Genomic DNA, 20,413 nt, shown 5'->3' with positions numbered 1-20,413 from the left:
GTCAGGCGGATCAGGTCCCGTCGCCCCCGGGGGAAGCGAGCGACACTCGGCGAGGCAAGCCGGGATAGAGCTTCCTGATCCGCGCCGCAGTCGCGCGTCCAACCACGAACGCCTCGGCGCAATCGTCGAGGCTGATGTGCATCGTATCGCGATCGACCGTTTCGATCGCGCGGATCCTGTCCACGTTGACGATCAAGGAGCGATTGATACGCAGGAAAGGAGGCGTCGGCACCTGTGCCTCGAACTTCCCGAGCAGCTGTCCGACCAGGATGGCGGGTCCGTTCGCCACGAATACGCGCGTGTAGTCGCCCTCGGCACGCATCGCGACAATGGTATCGATGCGCTGGATCACCGTCCGCGTGCTGGTCCTGAGACGCAAGGTGGGCGCCTGATGCTTGAGGAGGGCCTGTCGTGCAGCCTGCGCCTTTTCCAGCTTGGTCACCGCCGCGGCCAGTCGTTTCGGATCGATCGGTTTCAGGAGATAGTCCAGCACGGCGAAATCGTAGGCCTTGACCGCATAGCGGTCGTGGGCGGTGACGAAGACGACGTCAGGGCGCTCCTGAAGATCCTGCAAGAGATCGAACCCGCTGCCGCCATGCATTTCGATGTCCAGGAATAGCGCATCGGGCCGTTCGGCGCGGATCAACTCCATGGCAGTCTTCAGCGAGGCAGCCTCGCCGACCACCTCGAGCTGAGGATATTCGCCGAGAAGCCGCTGCATTCCGCGCCTGGCCAGCGCTTCATCATCGACGATCGCTACACGGAGCACGGTTCCCCCCGCAACAGCAGCCCCGCGGTCACCATGTCGCCGGTCTGGCGCAGGCTGAACTCGTGCCGGCCTGGATAGTGAAGTTGCAGCCGCCGGTTCAGGACCGACAGGCCGACGCCCGGATCGCCTGCGCTCTGCCAGTCGGGCCTCAACTCCCCGGGGCCGGTGACTGATATCCGCAGCCTGGTTTCATCGGCCACCGCCTCGATCGCAACGTCGACGTGCGCGCGGCCGGCTTGCAGACCGTGTTTGACGGCATTCTCGACCAGTGGCTGCAGCAGAAAGCTCGGCACGATGCGCCGGCGCGCCGCCTCACTGGACTCGAGCCTGTAGTCGAGTTCGGGACCGAACCGGGCTTTCTGCAATTCGAGATAGGAACGAGCCGCGTCGAGCACCGACGCGAGCGGGGTGACGGTTCGATCCCGCTGGTCGAGCGAATAGCGCAAATAGGCTGCCAGTTCGCGAACCATGCCCACCGCCGCGTCCGGATGATCCGGGATCTCGACGGCGATGCCGTTCAGCGCATTGAACAGGAAATGCGGATCGAGCTGATGGCGGAGATGGCGAAGCTCGGCCTTGAGGGCTTCGGCTTCCGCCGCCGCGGCGCGCTGCTTCTCACCATGCACCGCAAGCTCCGCGGCGCTCCAGAACTGCGCGAACCGCCAGCCCGCGAACACGATGCTGTAATAGACCCAAGGCACCGCCCACGACTGGAGCGCTCCCCAATTCGGCACGTGCCAACCCGTCACGCTGGTCACCAGCCTGACCCAGCAGGTCAGCAGGAATGCGGCGCCGATGCACAGCAGCGTATTGAGGACAAGTGTCCTCAATACCTGGAAGCCCGACTCGACATGCCTCCTCGGGAACACCGGCCGCAGCGCAAGCACCATCGGCAGCGTCAGGGGATCGACCACAACGCTGATCAGGAAGGCGCGCGGAAAGTTCTGGAAATGGGCCATGCGCACCAGCGTGCCGAGAGCCGTCAACAGGCCCAAACCCAGAATGGCCAAGGGCCATGAGTTCTGGCCTGCCGTCGCATCGAACCGATTGAAGTAGCGCATCCCGGCCATTTACCTCCTTCACGGTCCGGAAGATATCGCCAGCCGGTCACTTTGTCCGAAAGCGCGGCCCGATTCATCGGCTATCCCGCCCGGTTCGTCGAATCCCGATAGCGACGGTGCAGCCGATGTTGTGTTGTCCCCTCCGATTCAACCGGCCGGCCGCAATCCGTCCGGTGCCATGCGATGACAGGGGTGAGACGCGTTGGAATACAAGAATAAAAATTCGCGCTTCCGGCCCTCCGGCGCGCTGCTGTCGATGACGGCGCTGGCGACGATCTGGAGCGCCAGCCCGGCCGCGGCCAATTGCGACGTCACCTCGCCCCCCAACAGCGTGTCGTGCGCCGCCGACACCGTGACCGTCCACAACACCAACACCGACGCCGCTACCCCGTCGTCGAACGACGACACCCAGCAATTCACCACCGGCGGCAACATCACCGGTCAGATCGCCAGCGGCGTCACCGTCGGCGGCTATGGTCTTGTGATCAACACGTCGGAGAACGGCGCGGGCATCAGCTTCACCAACAACGGCGCCGTCAACCAGACTTCCAACGTCGTCATCGGCGCGCTGTCCCTCCTCACCAGCACCGGTGCGATTACCTACAACAGCGCGAGCGGTGCGACGATCGACGGCACCGGCCTTGCCTCGCTGATGCTGTTCTCGCAGAGTACCTCCGCGACAGGCGATCTCACCGCGCATGTCAACGGCAACGTCACCAACACGGGCTCGATCGGCGCGGGCTACGGCGTCCTGGTGCAGTCCCAGGCAGCCGTCAACATCCTGGTGGACGGGACCGCGGCGATCACGGGCCGCACGGGCATCGCTGTCTTCGGTGGCGCAGATACCACGGTCGGCGGTAGCGGCAACATCGTCTATACCTCCGCCAATGGCGACGGCATTGTGGTCGGCCATGGCACGAACGCCGGCACGGTCACGGTCAACCATAGCGGGTCTATCACAGGTCCCGGCGGGTCGGGCGGCAGCAACGTCGGGATCAGGGTCTCGAGCGACGGCACTGGGGGCGTATTCGTCACGGGAACGGGGGTCATCAGCAACGTTCGAGTTGGCATGTCGATGTACGGCACGGACGATTTCACCATCACCCCCGGTGCCAGCATCAGTTCCACAAGCTCCGGTATTATGGTTCTGGAGAACGGGGCCGGCACCGTGAGCATTACATCCGGCTACGACATCACCGTCAGCAGCGGCTCGGCCATTTCGACCTTCGCCTTCTCGTCCGGCAACCAGACCGTCACCGTGACGGGCGGAAGGATCTCCGCCTACGGGTCGGCGGTTTCGCTCTATGGCGAGAGTTCGAGCAATCTCATCTTCAACATGAGCGGCGGTACCCTCCTCACGTCGGCCGATTTCGGAAGTGGCGGTCTCAATCTGGATCAGCAGGGCACAGGCAATGCCACCGTGAACCAGACCGGCGGTTCGATCGGGCTCGCCGCCACGCCGATCGCCGGCGCCGGCGTTTACGTCAGGACCAGCGCCGGCAACATCGATGTCACGACGGCTGACGTCTATTCGGCGTATATCGGCATCCGCACGATCGCAGGCGGCAACGGCAGCGTCACGATCACGAACTACGGCACGGTGCGCTCGACGAACGACGACGCACTCGGCAGCACCGCCGGCTCCGGGTCCACGACCATCACCAATCATGGCTCGCTGCTCGGCAGCGGTCCTGACCCGGTCATGGGGGCCGTCTCGACGAGCGGAACGATCTCGATCGACAACGCCGCCGGCGCCCTCATCAGCAGCACGCTTGCCGCGCCGGAAACGCGCTGGGCCATCATGACCAGCGGCGGCGCAAGTACCATCACGAACAGCGGCACCCTCTACGGCCGGATCACGCTCGGGAATGCGTCCAATACGATCAGCAATGATGGGACGTGGAGCACGACCGGCATCAACTCTTTCGGAAGCGGCAGCACCACCCTGTCCAACACCGGCATCCTGAACGCCGGTAACGGCACCACATTCGGCGGCGGCTCACTCACATTCACCAGCACGGGCACCTTCACTCCCACGGGCACCGTCACGGTGAACGGAAGCCTCAGCCTCGGCGGCATCTACCAGGTCAACCTTGCCTCCGGCGGCGCCGACAAGACCGTCGTCAACGGCACGGCGACGCTGACCGGTGGCATCGCGCGCGCGGTCCAGCTCGGCGGCGGCTTCGTGGTCGGACAGAGCCTCGTGATCCTGACGGCGACCGGCGGCCTCAGCGGCACCTTCAGCAGCCTCGACCTCACCGGCTCGATCAAGGCCCATCTCGGCTACGACGCCAACGACGCCTACATCGTCGTCGACCAGGCGGCGCTGGCCGACTCGCTCGTCAACGGCACCATCAACCAGCGTAATGTGGCCAGCGGCATCGACGCCGCGCTGAACGGCGGAGCGGCCTCCGGCAATTTCGCCTCGATCTTCTCGCTGTCCGGTGCAGCTCTCACATCCGCGCTGGACAGCCTCTCCGGTGAGGTGGCGACGGGCGCGGCAACGACCGCGTTCCAGTCCATGAACGGCTTCGTCTCGCTGCTCACCAACACCGGTCACGCCGCCTTCGGCGGCCAGGCCGCGAACGGCGGCGCCATGGGCTATGCTGAAGAATCCCGCGTGCCGCCGGCATTTGCGTCGGCCTATGCGTCAACCTCCCCGGCCCGCGCCGCGCGCGAGCCTCAGTCCGCGCTCGACCGGCGCTGGGGCGTGTGGGGCGGCAGCTATGGCAGCGCCGGCAAGGTCAACGGCGAAAGCGTCGTGCTCGGCTCGCATGACGTGACGCCGCGAACCTATGGCGTCGTGGCCGGCGCCGATTATCGCGCCAGCGCCGATACGGTGCTGGGCTTCGCGCTCGCGGGCGGCGGCACCAACTGGGGCCTGAGCAACGGCCTCGGCAGCGGCCGGAGCGATGTGTTTCAGATCGGCGCCTACGGCACGCACCGGGTGGGCGCCGCCTATCTGTCGGGCGCGCTGGCCTATGCCTGGAACGGCATCAGCACGAGCCGCACCGTCAATCTCGCCGGCGTCGATCAGCTCAATGCGCGCTTTGACGGACAGACCTTCGCCGGACGCATCGAGGCGGGCTATCGTCTGACCACGAATATCGTCGGAGTTACTCCCTACGCGGCCTTGCAGGGACAAAGCTTCTACACGCCGGCCTACAGCGAGAGTTCGGCGTCTGGAACGGGTGCCTTCGCGCTCGCCTATGCCTCGCGCAGCACCGCCACGCTTCGGACCGAGCTCGGCAGCCGGTTCGACAAGACTGTCGCTGCCGGCAACGATGCCACGCTGTCGTTCCGTTCGCAGCTTGCCTGGGTGCACGACACCAACACCGACCGGGCGATGAGCGCGGCGTTTCAGGCGCTGCCCGGATCGGCCTTCACCGTCTACGGCGCGGCGGCCCCGAAGGACTCGGCCCTGCTCTCCTCCGGCACCGAGCTGCGCTTCGTCAACAATTTGACGCTGGGCGCAAGGGTGACCGGAGAATTGGCCGGCAGCGCGCGCGGCGTCTCGGCCCAGGGATCGCTGCGCTACGCCTGGTAGCGCAGCATCGACCTTTCACAAAGCCTCCTAGATGATGCCTTGCTTCCGGAGAACTTCGATCTTCCCGGCATCATAGCCGAGCTTGTCGCCGAGCACCTCCTGGGTGTGCTCGCCGAGCAGCGGCGGGGCGCGATATTCGGTGATGGGGGTGCCCGAGAGGGTCAGCGCGTTGCGGATCAGCGACAGTTCCGGCTCGAACTTGTGCTGCGTCTTCACCCGCATGCCGCGCGCCTGCACGTGCGGATCGGAGAACACCTGCTCGAAATTGTTGATGGGCCCCGAGGGCACGCCCGCCTCTTCCAGCTTTTCCAGCCAGTAGGCCACCGGCTGCTTCAGGAACAGGCCGGCAAAGATCGCCATGATCTCCTTGCCGTGCACGACGCGGTCGTTGTTCTTGAGAAAGCGCGGATCGTTTGCCAGCTCCGGCTCGCCGAGCACGGCGCAAGTCTTCCGGAACTGGCCGTCATTGCCGACCACCAGCATCAGCTCGCCATCGGTGCAGCGGAACACGCCGGCCGGCATGCCGCCATTGCCCCAGGTGCCGCGGCGCGGCGGCGTCTTGCCGTTGACGAGGTAGATCTGCAGCCAGTGCGACAGCGAGGCGATGACGGTGTCGAACAGGCAGACGTCGATGTGCTGGCCCTGCCCGTTGTTGGCATCTCGATGGTAGAGCGCCGAGAGAATCCCGATCGAGGTGTTCATGCCGGTCATGTAGTCGACGATCGACGGGCCGACCTTCATCGGGCCCTCGCCCGGCTCGCCGTCCATGTGGCCGGTGACGCTCATCAGGCCGCCCATCGCCTGCAGGATGGCGTCGTAGCCGGCGCGCGGCGCATACGGGCCGGTCTGGCCGAAGCCGGTCACCGAGCAATAGATGATGCCGGGATTGATCGCCTTGATGGTCTCGTAGTCGAGGCCGTAGCGCTTGAGATCGCCGACCTTGTAGTTCTCCATGAAGACGTCGACATCCTTGGCGAGCTCGCGGATGATCGCCTGCCCCTCGGGTTTGGCGATGTTGACGGTGACCGACTTCTTGTTGCGGTTGGCGCAGAGATAGAAGGAATTGTTGTTGTTGGCCTTGCCCTCGGGGTCGGTCAGGTAAGGCGGGCCGAAGGCGCGCGCATCGTCGCCGGTGCCCGGCCGCTCGATCTTGATCACCTCCGCGCCGAGATCGCCCAGCATCTGGGCCGACAAAGGCCCGGCAAGGACGCGGGTGAGGTCAAGGATCTTGATGCCTGAGAGCGGCAAGGCCGACATGTCGATTTCCTCCGGGGAACTGAATCTTGGCGCGGCGGCTCCAGCCAAGCCGCGCTCCCTGCGGATACACTATTTTAGGGCTCTGAGCACTGCGCTGGGGGCATACGGCTATCTCCTGCCGGCCCAGAGGCCGTCGCCGCAACCTTCCGCGCCGCGAATATTCCGCCGATCGGCTCAAGCCGCGGCAGGCACCACAAGCGGCCGACGCCGCGCAAGCAGGAGCAAGATCAGCACCGTCGCACAGGAGCAGACGAAGGTGAGACCGAGTGCACCGCGGCTGCCGAATGCGGTGAGCAGACCGACGAGGAGTGGCGGCGAGATCGCGGAGGCGAGATTGAGCGGCAGCGCGATCATCGACATCGCCTTGGCGAACTCGGCCTGGTCGTAGAACACGAGCGGGATGGTGGCCCGCGCCACCGCCATTGCGCCGCTGCCGGCGCCATAGAGCAGGATGAAGGCCGCAACCGCCCAGGTCGCGCCCTCGCTCAGCATCAGGAGCAGCATCGCGACGGGCAGCGCGGTGCCCGCGACGAGCCCGGTCGTGATCCCGTCCCACCGCCCGCCGCCGAGGAGATCGAGCCCGCGGGCGCTGACCTGGATCACGCCCAGCATGGAGCCGAAGAGGAGTGCCTGCGCCGGCGCCAGTCCCTCCGCCCGGAGCAGCTCGATCATGATGGCGCTGATGCCGAAATTGACGAAGGCGTTGAGCGTGATCGCGGCAACCACGAGGCCGAAAGTGCTCTTTGGAATGACAGGCGTCGGTGACGACTTGGCCGGCTCGCCGGCATCACCCCCGGCGATCTTCCGGCGCGGTGCGAGCGCATAGAGCGGGAGGCTGACGACGAGCATCATCGCGGCATAAACGAGGCACGTTCCCCGCCAGCCGAGGTGACCGCTCAGGAACGACGTCGTCGGCCAGAAGATGCTGCTGGAGAGGCCCGTCACCAGCATCAAGGCCCCGATCGCGTGCTTGGCCTGCCGCCCGGCGATCTCGTTCAACATGATATAGGCGCCGGTCGACAGCGTGGCGCTGCCGGCGATGCCGAGCACGATCCAGGCGGCGAAATAGAGCATCGGCTCGCGCGCAAGCGACAGCAGCACGAAGCCCGGCACGGTCACGACGGTGCCGACCATCATGACCGTCCGTGCGCCATGCCGCGCAAACGATTTGGCGAGCCAGGGCGCACACAGGCCCATCGAGACGTAGAGAACGGATGTGCCGGCGAACACTGCCGGCAGGCTCATGCCGAGGTCAGTGGCGAGATCGCGTCCGACGATGGCAGGAAGCCCGATCGTGCCCCATCCGACCAGCTGCGTGATGGCGAGCACCAGCAGGACACCGATCAGCCTGCTATCAGATTTCAAGAACCGCATTCCAGACGTCGCCTGCCCTGCCGGGCGCAGATCGCGCCTGTGGCGCCTCTCTTAGCGGGAGACGCAGCATACGGGAACGCCGGCCGCCGAATGGCAGAAGGCAGCCGGGAGCATGTCGGCAGGAGGCAGCATCGCTGGCGACCTATGGCGAGCCATCAAGTTGAACTGGCCCGCCGGGCTAACACAATTACCCGGTTATGCGAGAAACCTAACATGATGTTAGGTATGTCCGGAGCGCGAATTCCGGGCCGCGGCCACGCTCTCAGGCTGGCAGCTCGGCAATCCGCCTAGGGCTATCGCATGTGACAGCTCGGAAACTGCCGAGCGCGTTCGGCCTGGCGCTCGTGACAATTGTTACCTTTTGGGTGTAGTCAAATTTGCAAGCGATACTCTTTGCAAAAACTGCATCGATACTGTCACGGCTTGAGATTTCCCACCGGATGGCCTTGCTGCAAATCATAGAACTAGCTTGGGGCTGGAAGGGCTTTAGGCCTGCTTCCATCATCGCGTGCAACGCCTTTGGCAATCTTATCGTCAAAGACACAGCCGGGGCCTATTGGCGAATAATTCCTGAGGAGCTCTCATGCGCAGTAGTCGCACGAGGAGACGACGATTACGCCGCTCTGAAAGGTGATGCGGATTTTATGGCAGATTGGGCGATGACTAATCTACAACAAGAAGCCCTCGGTAGCCTCGGCAACGTACCCGAGGGGCACTGCTACTGCTTCAAAATTCCTGCAGTGCTCGGCGGTGAGTACGGTGTCAGCAACCTCGGTACGATTGCGTTGGAAGAATTGATAGCGGTCGCCGGTAACCTCTCGTTCCAGATGGATGGGCTACCTGATGGAACGCCCGTGCAATTCGTCATCAAACCTGCTGAATGAGTGCTACGACGCCCTGCCGGCGCAGCGGAGTTGCGCTTCACGATCGGGATCGCTGCGGCACGGGCGGCTGATCGTGCGATGACGCCAATTCACGCGGTATGGCCGGGATCAACGTGCTTCGGCGTCTCGCGCTGCGGGGTCATCTTCGCAGGATCAGGCGCACCGGGCACGCCGCGGGGACCCAGCTGCTCGCGCTGGATGTCGTCCTCGGAGCGCGATGGCTCGACGCCGTTGGGCTCGCGGGGCTTGTCATCGCGTCTTCCTTCTCAAGCGTTGTCCGGGACGCCGAGTGCGTTGCCCCCTGCTTCGCGGCCGGGCACGCTGACCTGGACTTCATGTCCCTCACGAAGCGCGAGGGATGCGGCGGCGACCGCGGATTCGAACGCAGCTTCCTTGGTGGCATAGGTATTCCTGACGTCGCCATCGTGCAGCACGCCCCATTGGTCCCGCACCGGCACGATGGCATATTGAGCAAGGCCCATTGTCCCACTCCTGGCTTTGAGTTTCAAAAGAACGTCCGTCAGACAACGCGCGCGCGGGCCTAACGTTGCGTCAGTTGCGGATGCGCGGCGGTGACGCGCCAGACCGTGTTGCCGCTGTCGTCGGCGACCAGCAGTGCGCCTGATTTGTCGATGGCCACGCCGACGGGCCGGCCGCGCGCCTTGTTGTCGCTGTTGAGGAAGCCCGTCACGACGTCCTGCGCCGGTCCGCTCGGCTTGCCGTCGGCGAACGGCACGAACACGACCTTGTAGCCGTTGAGCACCTGCCTGTTCCAGCTGCCATGCTCGCCGACAAAGGCGCCGCCGCGATAGGCCGCGGGCAAGCTCGTCCCGGTGTTGAAGGCCATCCCGAGCGGCGCGACGTGCGAGCTCAAGGCATAATCCGGCGCGATCGCCTTGGCGACGAGATCCGGCCGCTGCGGCTTGACGCGGGGATCGACGTGCTGGCCGTAATAGCTGTAGGGCCAGCCGTAGAAGCCGCCATCCTTCACTGAGGTCATGTAATCCGGGACCAGATCGGGCCCGAGCTCGTCGCGCTCGTTCACCACGGTCCACAGCGCGCCGGTCTGCGGCTCGAAGCTGAGGCCGTTGGGATTGCGCAGACCGCTCGCGAACACGCGCCAGCGTCCGCTGGCACGATCGACCTCGAGGATGGCGGCGCGATTGTGCTCGGCCTCCATGCCGTTCTCGGTGATGTTGCTGTTGGAGCCGACGCCGGCATAGAGTTTTGAGCCGTCGGGACTGGCGACCAGGCTCTTGGTCCAGTGGTGGTTGATCGGCCCGCCCGGCAACCCCGTCAGCACCGTGCCCGGCGCGGTCATCTTCGTGTCGCCTTCCTTATAGGAATATCGGACGATCGCATCGGCATTGGCGACATAGAGATCGTTGCCGACCAGCGCGATGCCGAACGGCGAGTTGAGATGGTCGAGAAAGACGCTTTGCGTATCCGGCACGCCGTCGCCATTGCTGTCACGGAGCAGCGTGATGCGGTTGCCGGGGCCGGTGTCGTCGCTGCCCGAGGTCGCCCAGGACTCGATATATCCCATGACGATCTCCTTGGGCCGCTTGATGCCTGCCCCCTTCGGCGCCTTGGATTCCGCCACCAGCACGTCGCCATTGGGCAGCACGTAGAGGAAGCGCGGATGCTGCAGGCCGGTCGCGAAGGCCTTGATCTGCAGGCCCTCGGCCACAGAAGGCGCTTCGTCCTTCTTCCAGCCGACGATGCGCGCGATGTGCATGGGCGGCAGCAGATATTGCTGGATGTCGGGAAGTTTCGGGTTGGCGCCGATCTGCGCCTTGGGATCGCCGCTGCCGTCATCGCAGCCGGCCAGCAGCAGCAACGAGGAGCACAGCAGCGCGCGGATCATTGGGAATGTCATCGCGCAACTCCGACGCCATGGCGATAGACCAGGGCCCAGCCGAGCCAGCCGGTGACCGGCAGGATCAGCACGGTGACCACGGACAGAACGAGCCCGGTAGGCCAGACCGAGGTCCAGGCATCGCGGGTGTGGATCAGCGCGTTGACGATGGCGAGGACCAGCGCGAGCGCGTTTCCGATCATATGCGGCCAGGCCGGCGTCTGCGCCCGCACCTGGCGGTTGCCCAGGAAATCAGTGAGGCCCGCGATCGCCGCCAGCACGCCGAAGACAACGCCGACGAGCAGCAGCCAGGCGGAAAAATCCGCCCACATGATCTCGGCGCTGGCGACATAGGCGATGTCGGTGAGAAGCGCCCCGATGAAGCACGCGATCGGGATCGGCACCAGCATCGGATGAATCGGATGACCCGCGATCTGCGCGGTGGTGCGCACGCGCACGTCTTGCTGCACGGCTTGGCCTCGTGGCTATCGGTTCTGCCCGACCGGCCAACTCGTGCGCGGTGTGATGGTTCCTAGCTGCGCGGCAGGCCCAGCCGCTCACGAACCTCGTCATCCTCGATCGCCTGACCGAGGTGCGCATCCCTGCCCGATTCCCTGCCGGCTTCGAAATCTTCCGCGACCGCCTCGAGTGTTCGAAACGCATCGCCCGCGCTTGGCGCGGTGGCGAGATGAGCGATCGACTGGCCGTTGACCGTGAGATCGGCCTCGCCCCAGGGTGTGGTGTCAATCTCCAGGCGGTCGCCGCCGGCGTTTGCGATGAAGTGCTGGACGGTGGATTTGGAGGTCGGCAAGGAGAGGTCCGGCGTCCAGTCGATCGGCTTGTCGGTCATGTCGTGGTTGTCCCGAAGTTGCGACCAACCGATAGGCGATCCGGCGAGCGGGGCATTGACCTGGATCAGGGACCTGGATCAGGCGCAGCCACCCATCCCGTTCTCCTCGTCCGGGTTAATAAGCCTGATCCGCTACTTTTTGCTGAGATCGATGCCGAGATGCGCGGTGGGTTTCCCTGGGTTTGACGGCCCGTGTGGCTGCCGCCCATGTCAGTGGACGGGGGGAAGCAGAGCCAGATTCCGCCGAGGGGATGGAAGCGGTTCGGCCTGCTCCGGCGATCGTCCAGACGACGCGCCCTTGCACCGCGGTAACCCCGCATTCGGCTCCCAACCTGGGGTTGCGGCACACGCGGTCTCTGATAGATTGTGGGAATTCGAGACGGTGGGGTATATTTTATGAGACGAATACTGATCTCATTATTACTGGTCGCTGTCGTTTTTCTCGGTGGGTTCTTCGCCTGCCACGAGGGCTGGTTCAAACAGAAGCAGCCTGAACTCAACGTCCTTATCTGGGGAGGATACGAAACCCTCCTTGCCCCGTTCGAAAAGCAGCACGGGGTCAAAGTCAACTACAAGACGTTTTTCGGCGGCGACGCGATGTTCGCGCTCTTCACGCAGTCGCGAGGCGTCTACGACGTCGTCGTTGTTGATCCCGAATACATAAGGAAGCTGTACGACCTAGGACGGCTTAGTCCGCTCGACGGCGCCGGACTCGATACGTCTTCGTATTTCCCCTACTTCAAGACGTTCCCCCTGTCGTCGATCGACGGAAAGCTTTATGCGCCCGTGGTCGAGTTTGGCTCTCTCGGACTCGTCTACAACACCGCGCACATCACGGAGGCCGAAGCCGGCAGCTATGCCATCCTGTTCGATCCCAAGGTCAAGGGACGGGTCGGAGTTTGGGATTGGTACCTGCCGATCATGGGCGTCCTGAGCAGGAGCTTGGGAAACGAGCACCCATACGACATCAACGATGCCCAGTTTGACGCCCTGAAGGGCCGGCTATCGGAGTTGAGGCCGCAAGTCAGGGCCATCGCCGGCTCATTTCCGGAACTGATGACGGCCCTTGGCAATGAAGATACCTGGATCGTTCCGGGCGGAGCGGAATGGTCCGCGCTGGCACTCAAGCGACAGGGCAAACCTTTCGATTGGACCATCCCGAAAGAAGGCGGGGTCATGTGGGTCGATACATTGGTGCTTCCCAACGATGCACCTCACCCGGAGACCGCCAAGCTCTTCATCAAATGGATGATGGCACCCGAAGCTCAGGCCGCCCTGTCGCAAAAGCCCGCTTACAGCTCCTACGTGCCGAATGAGAAAGCCTACGAGTTGATGCCATCCGAGCACCGAAAGCTGCTCAAGTGGACGACGGCCGCCGAAATCGAAGCGATGGTGGCGAAGCTCGCCGTCCGCACGCTGCCGGTGCAGCAAACGGAGAAGACGTGGCAGAGCGCCTGGGAAGCGTTCAAGGCCGGCAAGTAAACTGCCATCCTCGGGGCAAAATGAATGTACGGAAATCTTTTCCTTAGCTCTGTTTTCCAGAATCTTAGCTCCATACGCGACTTCATCTGGCGTGAAGTCCAAAAGCAAAGCATGCTGAAATGCATTTCATTCCAGACCGAGCACGTGCTCCTCTATCCGGCAACGATCAGGGGAGAGATTCGAGACGCCATTGAGGGAAGCGACTTCTTCATAGTCTTGATCGGCCCGCAGTATGGCACGAAGATCAGCGGATCGGGGCTTCCTTCCGACGACAGCCGCGACGACTGGGATCTATCTTTCGGCCATTGGGAGCTCGAGCTCGCACTCCAACGTTTGGCATCAACGACCAAACCTCATTCCAAGGTCCCCATAACCGACCCGGTGAAGCGTCTCTTGCTGGTGAACCTTGTCACCAAGGCAAATTCATCGTTATCCGACCTCCGCCGGCTACGGGAATACGCAGCCCAGAAAGCCGACCAATTGGGCGTGATTTTCGAAACAATTCAGGTTCGCCTTCCAGGCGCCTCCAAATCCAAAAAATCCAGAGCACGCCAATATCAAATCAGCGACCCTGGCCTGTGGGAGGCCAAGCTTCGTGGCTTTCTATCCCGCGCCAACGATCTCTCGGAAGACCTCATGCACGAGAAATCGCTCAAAACTTTTCCCATCGAGAGGAACAGGAACATCCACGTCGCTGGTTGGAGCGGCATTGAGGAGAACAAGCTCTATGAGGCCTTTATAAGCGATGGCTATCACAGCGACTCGTTCTCGTTTCTTACCATGGATCGCAGCCTCATCGAGGTGCCCAGCTCTACTCGCTATTTCCCGCGCCTGGAGCATCCCTTCCTGCAATTCGACTTTTTGTTCTCGGATATCGAGGTCGTGAACTTTCACAAGGAACGAGGGTACATCGGGCCGCTGGCCCCGCTCGATGGAGAGAGCTACATTCGCGCGCGCTTTGCTGACTCATCGTTCAGCGCGAACGTCCGGCGTCATCGCGAGAGCTTCTACCCGAACGAGCAACTCCACGCAGTCCCGCTACTCTACGGCTTCAACGAAATCATCACAGCCGCCAACAGCCCGATCCTCAATGCAAACAAGGCTGCAGGACAAATCGGGCCAGCTTCCACCAGCTATTCTGCCTTCGACCTGCCGACCTTGCTGGGCCAAGGTCGTAGCGTCGTACTTTGGGGGTGGTGGGTCGTTACATTTCCGATCATCCTTCTGGCTCACGCGACTGCAGTTTTCGAGCAAAGGCGAGCGGCGGGCGAGCCCTTCACGGACTTCCTGGGATTGAAGGAGACGCACATCCAATCCGTTCGTACATTCTCCGACTGGATCATGAACTTCGCTCGAAACTCGCCGCAAGAGTTTGAGTTGTGCATCGGTCTCCTGGTGACATCGATCCGAGATGCTTATCAGAAACACCCCGACCCCGCCTCCCCCAAAGTCGTCAGAAGCCTTGATACATTAACCCACGTCCTTCGCGACGGCGACGCGGACGTCGTCCTCGGAGGAACGAGCGCAGTTCTCGCCACCTGCAGAGAGACTGAACGTCAATACGAAACTATCATTCCCAAGGAAGGCGTGTTTACCTGGATCAACTGCATCTGTCCAACTCCGAACGCAAAGGCTGACTTCCTCGGCAAAATCGTGGAGCATTGGTCGAAGCCCGACACCCAGATACGGTTGAGCCTTGGTGTTGGCACTGATGAAGTTTTCGACCCGTCTGTTCTCTCCAAGCAATATGTCGGGATTCCAGCAAATCAGTTTGCGGAACGGATATTCTGCGACAAGATTCAATCTTCTCCGCAATTGGGCTCTATCCATCGAACCCTGCGCGCCCTGGCCGCCCGTAAAGTCGACCCATCGCTCGGTTCGTCGTCCTGGGTTCGCCCGTTCCCTCAAGAGCAGGCAGCCTTTCTGATGGAGTACTACTGGAACGTGCTCACGCGCGAATTGAACGCAGATTTCAAGCGTTGAGCTCATGCGATCTCAGCCCGCCAGACCAACGCTGATCACGGCTCTTTACAGTGCGCAACTGCTCGTCATCGTCATCCTATTCTTCGGCGCACTGGGGAATGTCCTGCTGCTTTCGTTCGGGACAGGCCCCTCCTCGATCGCCAATGGCGGGTTCACGTTGACCCACTACCGGGAGGTGCTCACGAGCCCTCGCGTCGCGGGAGCAGCGATCAACTCCCTCGGGTTGGCAGCCGCGACGACCCTGATCACCCTGCCGCTGGCTCTGGCGACCGCCCGGCTGCTGGTCGCGCTACAGTCACCGATGGCACGGCTCCTGATCGGTAGCCTCGTCATTGTTCCGCTGTTGTCAAACCCGGTGCTCCGGATGCTCGGCTACAGCGTACTGCTCAGCGACGGCGGTCCGCTTGGCTGGCTCGTCTGCGGCAGCACCGCCTGTTCGGGCCTTCTGTTCACGACGCCCGCCGTCGTCATCGGCGTGGTTTCGAACGTTCTTCCCATCTGCACCCTGATCCTGTTCATCCAGTTGCTTCGCATCCCGGCGACGCGAATCATGGCAGCACGAAACCTCGGAGCCGGAACGTGGAGCATCTGGTGGCGGATCGAAATGCCCCAATGCGCGACCGCCCTGGTCGCAACGGCCCAGCTCTGCATCATCTTCGTCATCGGTGACCTGCTGGCACCGTCCGTCCTTGGCGGCAGCACCCTGTACACATTCGCGGCCGCCGTAAATGATCGGATGAAGATCGATGATTGGGCAACCGCGGCCACAATGTCCGTGCTGCTCATCATGCTGGTTTGCCTTGCCATTCCACTGGTTCTCAGGGCCATGCGCAGATCCAGGTCTTCGGCAAGATCATGAGCCCCGCGCGCCCACATAGGCCATTCGTATCGCCGGCAATTCAGCTCGGTGTCCTTGGCCTCGTCGTGCTGTACACCCTCAGTCCCCTCGCCACGATCCTGGTCGAATCGCTTATTCCCGGCAGGAACCAGGCACCTTCGGACTCCTTGCTGACACTGCGGGCCTATCGGGATGCCGTCGCCGACAGCACCTTGAGGCAAGCCATCTTCAACAGCCTTGTGATCGCCGTAACCACGGGGCTGCTGTCCGGCATCCTGGGTTTTTTGTCGGCTCGGCTGGTTCACGAACTGTCAGCGCGGCTGGTGCTGGCCTGCATGATCGTCACGAGCATCCCGGCTATCCTTCCCCCGATCATTTCGGGGTTCTCGCTGCATGTCTACTACCAGCTCATCGGCATCGACGGAACGCTGATCGGCATATTGGCGGCTCACGTCATCTACGTATCGCCCATCGCGTTCTTCCTGCTCTACATCGCAGAGAGCGGCCTCAATCCGGAGATCGAGGATTGCGCGCGCAATATGGGAGCATCGGAAATGCAGATCGCCGCTCAGATTGCCTTTCCCCAACTCGCGAACGTCTTCGTGGGAGCATCCACGATTTGCGCACTGGTTTCCTGGAACGAGTTCATGATTACCTGGTTCGTCAGCGGCTTCCAGAAGACGATGCCGACCGTGATCTATGGCATGATGGGCAACACACTGGATCCCAGTCTCTATGCCGCCGGAACACTTGTGACGCTACTGTCATTCGTCCTCATGGTGTCGTCGGCCGTTCTGATGCGGAAACAGATCATGTATGGCCTCGCGCGCAGATGACCGGCGCCTCTCCAGTGCTGCTCGATGTCGCCGGAGTGAGCCACGCCTACGGCCATTCCCGGGTGTTGCGGGACGTATCCGTTGCGATCTCCGATGGCGAATTCCTGTCGATCGTCGGGCCGAGCGGATGCGGCAAATCCACCTTGCTCAAGATCATGGCTGGCTTGATTGCCCCCATCGCCGGCGAGGTGCGCTTCAACCACAGGCCGATCCTGGACCTCGCGCCGGCCGAGCACGGCGTCCTCATGATGTGGCAATCGCTTGCCCTGTTTCCCCATCTCAGCGTTGGCGCGAACGTCGCATTTGGGCTCGCTATCCGGAAAGTCGACAGGCAAACGCAAGGGCGACGCGTCGCGGAAGCCCTGAAGCTCGTCGAATTGCCGGGCTTCGAGAACCGGACAATCGACACCTTGAGCGGAGGTGAGCAGCAGCGCGTTGCATTGGCCCGCGCATTGATACTCTCCCCGAGAGTTCTCCTGCTTGACGAACCGTTCGGAGGTCTCGACCGGCATTTGCGCCTGCGACTGATCACGACGCTGCGACAGCTTCACTTGCGTCTCGGCATGACGATGGTCATGGTCACTCACGAGCAGAGCGAGGCGATCTCGTTGTCGATGCGGATTGCGGTCATGCGTGACGGCCGGCTCGAGCAAATCGATACGCCCGCCAATGTCCTGGAACGTCCACGGAGCCGGTTTGTGGCCGAATTCCTTGGAGACCGGAATGTGGTTCTCGGCCACATCATTGAGCTCGCCGGAGCAAGCGTCCGCGTAAGGACCGAAATGGGAGACTTGACCGCGGTCCTGCCCGACTGGCTTTCCGAGCGTCCCTCCCTCGATGACGAGGTCGCCTATGTGATCGATGCCGACAAGATCCACCTTGGCGACGACCGCGAGAATCGGCTGACGGCGACCGTCGAGGCCGTGGTGAAGACCGGCATGACAGAGACGATTGAACTCAGTCGAGATTCCACCGCGAGCGTGAAGCTCCAACGCGCCGCCGGAGCCGAACGCCCGCGCGTCAGTCCCGGCGAGCAGGTCGGTCTCACCTGGTGGACCAGTGACGCTTATATCCTGTCAAGCCAAGGCGGCTAAGACTTCTCGAATACGAGGTAGCCGAACCGCAGCCTGTCTTCTCGCAGATTGACGATTTGGCTCGCGCACATCTCGGACCAGCGCGGTAGCAAGATCTCAAAGCCCAATGCAGGAGCTCCGGAGACGGACGCGGCAGTTGTCCGGCGCCATTCGGCTTCGAACCACGCCTGCGCTCGTCCATCGATGCGACCGGTGATGTATTTGAATCCGGCAGCCCTGCACAAGGCGATCGTATCGCCTTCCGTGAGCAAGGCACTGGTCGTGCCGTCGAATGACCAGGGGACCGGAAAGTGAAGTCCCGGATTGGGCCCCTCAAAAATATCGTAGAGCGCCAACCTCCCGCCCGGACGCAATGCGCGAAAGAGATTGCGATAGAGCGCGCTCCTGGCGAAGATATTGGCTGCAGCCACCTGCATCCAGACGAAATCGAAACATTGTCTGGGGAAGCTGTAGTCGACAGCGTCGCCATGGATGAGTTCGATCTTGCCCGATAGCGTCGCGCGTTCCGTAAGCCCCGAGGCGACGTCGAGGAATGGTCTCGTGATATCGATGGCGAGAATCTCGCAACCGTATTCGGCTGCCAGTCTTCGAGAAGGCCCACCCAGTCCGCAACCAACATCGAGAACGTATGCTCCCCGGCTCAATCCCGCCAGACGTGCAAGTTCATGGGTCGCATCGTCATTCAGGCAATGAAACTCGTCCAAGGTCGCGAGCAATCCGCGGTCCTCTCGCGTGAGGTCCTCGGGGTACTTGCCCTGACGTCGGATCGCCTCTCTCACCGCCTCGACCGGGGCGATCGATTGCTGCTTGGCCCAGTACTCGGCCACGCTCCGATTGTCGCGAACGTTCCAAATTCCCTCCCGCCGGGTTCCTTCCTTGTCACGGAGGATGGCCGGCGGCCGCCGCAAATCGAGCACGGCGGGCGTGACAAGCGGCCGGGCGATCGGAACAAGCGTGGTGGCTTCCATTGCTATTTTCCCGCCGGATAACTGAAATCGCCCAGGTGAACCTACTACATCACATAGCGGGCTTCATTATGAGTCTTCAGAAAATCTACCATCTCGTCGAACGAAAGTTGCTCCATCTCACGCATGGTTTCGAGCCGTTCAGGAATGGTCGACGCGTGATTGAAGCGCTGCAATATCTGATGCAGATCGGCTCGGTAGGTCCGGTATCTCTCCAATTCGCGGGCGGGTTGAAGCCCTTCTTCGAGCGCGCGCATGGCTAGCGCCGCGATGGCGATCCATATGGCGACAACATTTACCCAGGGGGGCGGCTCCAACGATCTGCCGCCGATCGCGAAAGCGCCGGCAATCAACAAATGAATGATCAGCAACGCTGCAATTCCAAACAGAGCCATATTTGAAAAAAACTTGATCTGCGCGCGGATCGTCGTCGGAAGAAAGCCACTTGCTTCACCCAGTTTGAGGTTGGCGTAGCCGAGCTGATATTCGATGCGCAGCTCGCGATAGGCTGCAAAAATCTGCTCTCCGAGAGCCGGCCCGGGATCGGCGACCGCAGCCGGGGTGCCCTCGTTGAAGAGCCACGGGCCGCTCGCGGGATTCTCCGAAACCAGATCCGTGAACTCCGGCTCGCGCCCGTCGATAATTCGGGCCTTGAAGGTAGCGAACCACGCTTCGCGCTGCTTTCTATAATTGTCCTCGGCCGGCTTCCCACTCAGAGATGCGACCAACTCGTTCCAACGAAAGACCATCGCCTGAAAGTGGAATTGCCGAAGACGCTCGGTCACCAGTCGGTTCTTGAGCCATTTGGCCTTCGCGCGCGACCAGAGCACACCTCTAATACCGAGCACGACGCTTGCGACCCCGCACAGCGCCGCAAGACACTCCAGAAGTCTCGCGCAATCTTCCGGCAGATCCTTAAGCAAGGGCGCCGCAGCGGCAACCATCAGCGCGATGGACCCGAGCATGACTGCGATCACGCCCCAATCTCGACCATCCTTCTTTGCCTGGTTTGCCGGTCTGTCGTAGTTGCCGAACTCGTCGATCAGCTCGCGATGTTCCAGTACATGCATCAGGTTCGGAAAGCGGATGCGAGCCTGCGTGACGTCAGCAGGGTCTGCCAACAGATCGCTATTGTATCGATAGCCATCATCGTTCGGTGCCATGCGACCGCCCCCCGTGCGTGCGCCAGTGTCCCATCGTAACACACATCTTCATGTTGAGAAGACGCCAGTTGCGACCGTGGATAGCACCTGCCGAGGGCAATCCCGCGGCGGCTATAGCCGGCAATCAATCAGTACGAATAATCCACCCCCAGCTCACGATAGGCGTCAGCGAGCAGGCTTCGATCCCATCTGCGATCTGCATTGAGCCCCTCATTCCAAGCACAGGGCGTGGGTCTTGGAGCGCGCGAAGGGGCCCTGATTGGAGCGGGTGAAGGGAATCGAACCCTCGTATTCAGCTTGGAAGGCTGCTGCTCTACCATTGAGCTACACCCGCGTCAGGGGCTCCCTAACACGGCCGGGCGGCGGTCTCAACTACCCAGGGGATCGCCTTGCGGCGTCTTCCCCCACCTTGCAGGCCATGCCGGTTCCTGCGGATCCATCGCCCCCTTAAC

At 62.4% G+C, this 20,413-nt stretch carries 17 protein-coding genes and 1 tRNA gene; 7 read left to right on the top strand and 11 right to left on the bottom strand.

The window, feature by feature from the left end; all coding sequences use genetic code 11:
- Positions 1-10: 10 nt before the first annotated feature.
- The gene (locus UNPF46_RS22180; protein WP_142251430.1) at positions 11-769 is read right to left on the bottom strand and encodes a LytR/AlgR family response regulator transcription factor; all 759 of its coding nucleotides are present in this window, start codon (positions 767-769) and stop codon (positions 11-13) included.
- Positions 757-1,839 (bottom strand): sensor histidine kinase, encoded by a 1,083-nt coding sequence (locus UNPF46_RS22175; protein ID WP_142251429.1) that lies wholly within the window; start codon positions 1,837-1,839, stop codon positions 757-759. Before UNPF46_RS22175 ends, UNPF46_RS22180 begins: the two co-directional genes overlap by 13 nt.
- 193 nt (positions 1,840-2,032) lie before the next feature.
- Between UNPF46_RS22175 and UNPF46_RS22170 the strand changes: the two genes are divergently transcribed.
- The gene (locus UNPF46_RS22170) at positions 2,033-5,377 is read left to right on the top strand and encodes an autotransporter outer membrane beta-barrel domain-containing protein (protein WP_142251428.1); all 3,345 of its coding nucleotides are present in this window, start codon (positions 2,033-2,035) and stop codon (positions 5,375-5,377) included.
- A 27-nt stretch (positions 5,378-5,404) separates the two neighbouring features.
- Here the strand turns inward: UNPF46_RS22170 and UNPF46_RS22165 are convergent, their stop codons facing one another.
- Both UNPF46_RS22165 and UNPF46_RS22160 read right to left on the bottom strand, forming a co-directional pair.
- The gene (locus tag UNPF46_RS22165) at positions 5,405-6,634 is read right to left on the bottom strand and encodes a CaiB/BaiF CoA transferase family protein (RefSeq protein WP_100175517.1); all 1,230 of its coding nucleotides are present in this window, start codon (positions 6,632-6,634) and stop codon (positions 5,405-5,407) included.
- 174 nt (positions 6,635-6,808) lie between these two features.
- Positions 6,809-8,008 (bottom strand): MFS transporter, encoded by a 1,200-nt coding sequence (locus tag UNPF46_RS22160; protein WP_100175518.1) that lies wholly within the window; start codon positions 8,006-8,008, stop codon positions 6,809-6,811.
- 440 nt (positions 8,009-8,448) lie between these two features.
- Here UNPF46_RS22160 and UNPF46_RS22155 point away from each other — a divergent pair, with 440 nt between their 5' ends.
- A complete protein-coding gene (locus UNPF46_RS22155) occupies positions 8,449-8,892 on the top strand; it encodes a T6SS immunity protein Tdi1 domain-containing protein (RefSeq protein WP_142251427.1) in 444 nt (147 codons plus the stop codon).
- Positions 8,893-9,158: 266 nt separating this feature from the next.
- Here the strand turns inward: UNPF46_RS22155 and UNPF46_RS22150 are convergent, their stop codons facing one another.
- The 4 genes from UNPF46_RS22150 to UNPF46_RS22135 all read right to left on the bottom strand — a co-directional run bounded on the left by UNPF46_RS22150 (position 9,159) and on the right by UNPF46_RS22135 (position 11,600).
- A complete protein-coding gene (locus tag UNPF46_RS22150; protein ID WP_100175520.1) occupies positions 9,159-9,374 on the bottom strand; it encodes a hypothetical protein in 216 nt (71 codons plus the stop codon).
- 59 nt (positions 9,375-9,433) lie between these two features.
- Positions 9,434-10,771 (bottom strand): PQQ-dependent sugar dehydrogenase, encoded by a 1,338-nt coding sequence (locus UNPF46_RS22145; RefSeq protein ID WP_142251426.1) that lies wholly within the window; start codon positions 10,769-10,771, stop codon positions 9,434-9,436.
- Complete coding sequence (locus UNPF46_RS22140) at positions 10,768-11,220, bottom strand: DUF2231 domain-containing protein (protein ID WP_142251425.1); 453 nt, start codon at positions 11,218-11,220, stop codon at positions 10,768-10,770. The genes UNPF46_RS22145 and UNPF46_RS22140 overlap by 4 nt, the downstream gene beginning before the upstream one ends.
- A gap of 62 nt (positions 11,221-11,282) precedes the next feature.
- Positions 11,283-11,600 (bottom strand): hypothetical protein, encoded by a 318-nt coding sequence (locus tag UNPF46_RS22135; RefSeq protein WP_142251424.1) that lies wholly within the window; start codon positions 11,598-11,600, stop codon positions 11,283-11,285.
- A 396-nt stretch (positions 11,601-11,996) separates the two neighbouring features.
- Here UNPF46_RS22135 and UNPF46_RS22130 point away from each other — a divergent pair, with 396 nt between their 5' ends.
- Genes UNPF46_RS22130 through UNPF46_RS22110 form a run of 5 tightly spaced genes read left to right on the top strand, consistent with a single transcriptional unit; the run spans position 11,997 to position 17,833 of the window.
- On the top strand, positions 11,997-13,082 hold the full coding sequence (locus UNPF46_RS22130; protein WP_142251423.1) for an ABC transporter substrate-binding protein: 1,086 nt from the start codon (positions 11,997-11,999) through the stop codon (positions 13,080-13,082).
- Positions 13,083-13,106: 24 nt separating this feature from the next.
- Complete coding sequence (locus UNPF46_RS22125) at positions 13,107-15,065, top strand: DUF4062 domain-containing protein (protein ID WP_142251422.1); 1,959 nt, start codon at positions 13,107-13,109, stop codon at positions 15,063-15,065.
- Positions 15,066-15,069: 4 nt separating this feature from the next.
- Positions 15,070-15,924 carry an ABC transporter permease gene (locus UNPF46_RS22120; RefSeq protein ID WP_142251421.1) on the top strand — a complete coding sequence of 285 codons (855 nt, stop codon included), beginning with the start codon at positions 15,070-15,072 and terminating at the stop codon, positions 15,922-15,924.
- Entirely contained in the window at positions 15,816-16,739 is a 924-nt protein-coding gene (locus UNPF46_RS22115) for an ABC transporter permease (RefSeq protein WP_181770051.1), read from the top strand. Before UNPF46_RS22120 ends, UNPF46_RS22115 begins: the two co-directional genes overlap by 109 nt.
- A complete protein-coding gene (locus UNPF46_RS22110; RefSeq protein ID WP_142251419.1) occupies positions 16,736-17,833 on the top strand; it encodes an ABC transporter ATP-binding protein in 1,098 nt (365 codons plus the stop codon). Before UNPF46_RS22115 ends, UNPF46_RS22110 begins: the two co-directional genes overlap by 4 nt.
- On the opposite strand, the gene UNPF46_RS22105 is transcribed toward UNPF46_RS22110, so the two are convergent.
- The 3 genes from UNPF46_RS22105 to UNPF46_RS22095 form a co-directional block, all read right to left on the bottom strand.
- A complete protein-coding gene (locus UNPF46_RS22105; RefSeq protein ID WP_142251418.1) occupies positions 17,830-18,801 on the bottom strand; it encodes an SAM-dependent methyltransferase in 972 nt (323 codons plus the stop codon). The two genes, UNPF46_RS22110 and UNPF46_RS22105, sit on opposite strands and share 4 nt — an antisense overlap.
- Before the next feature lie 44 nt (positions 18,802-18,845).
- On the bottom strand, positions 18,846-19,961 hold the full coding sequence (locus UNPF46_RS22100) for a hypothetical protein (RefSeq protein WP_142251417.1): 1,116 nt from the start codon (positions 19,959-19,961) through the stop codon (positions 18,846-18,848).
- Positions 19,962-20,221: 260 nt separating this feature from the next.
- Positions 20,222-20,295: transfer RNA gene (locus UNPF46_RS22095), tRNA-Gly, on the bottom strand.
- Between the last annotated feature and the right edge of the window lie 118 nt (positions 20,296-20,413).

It is taken from the genome of Bradyrhizobium sp. UNPF46, assembly GCF_006658625.1.
Taxonomy (GTDB): domain Bacteria; phylum Pseudomonadota; class Alphaproteobacteria; order Rhizobiales; family Xanthobacteraceae; genus Bradyrhizobium; species Bradyrhizobium nitroreducens.
The sequence above is the reverse complement of the archived record's forward strand: the minus strand, read 5'-3'. Positions and strand labels throughout refer to the sequence as shown.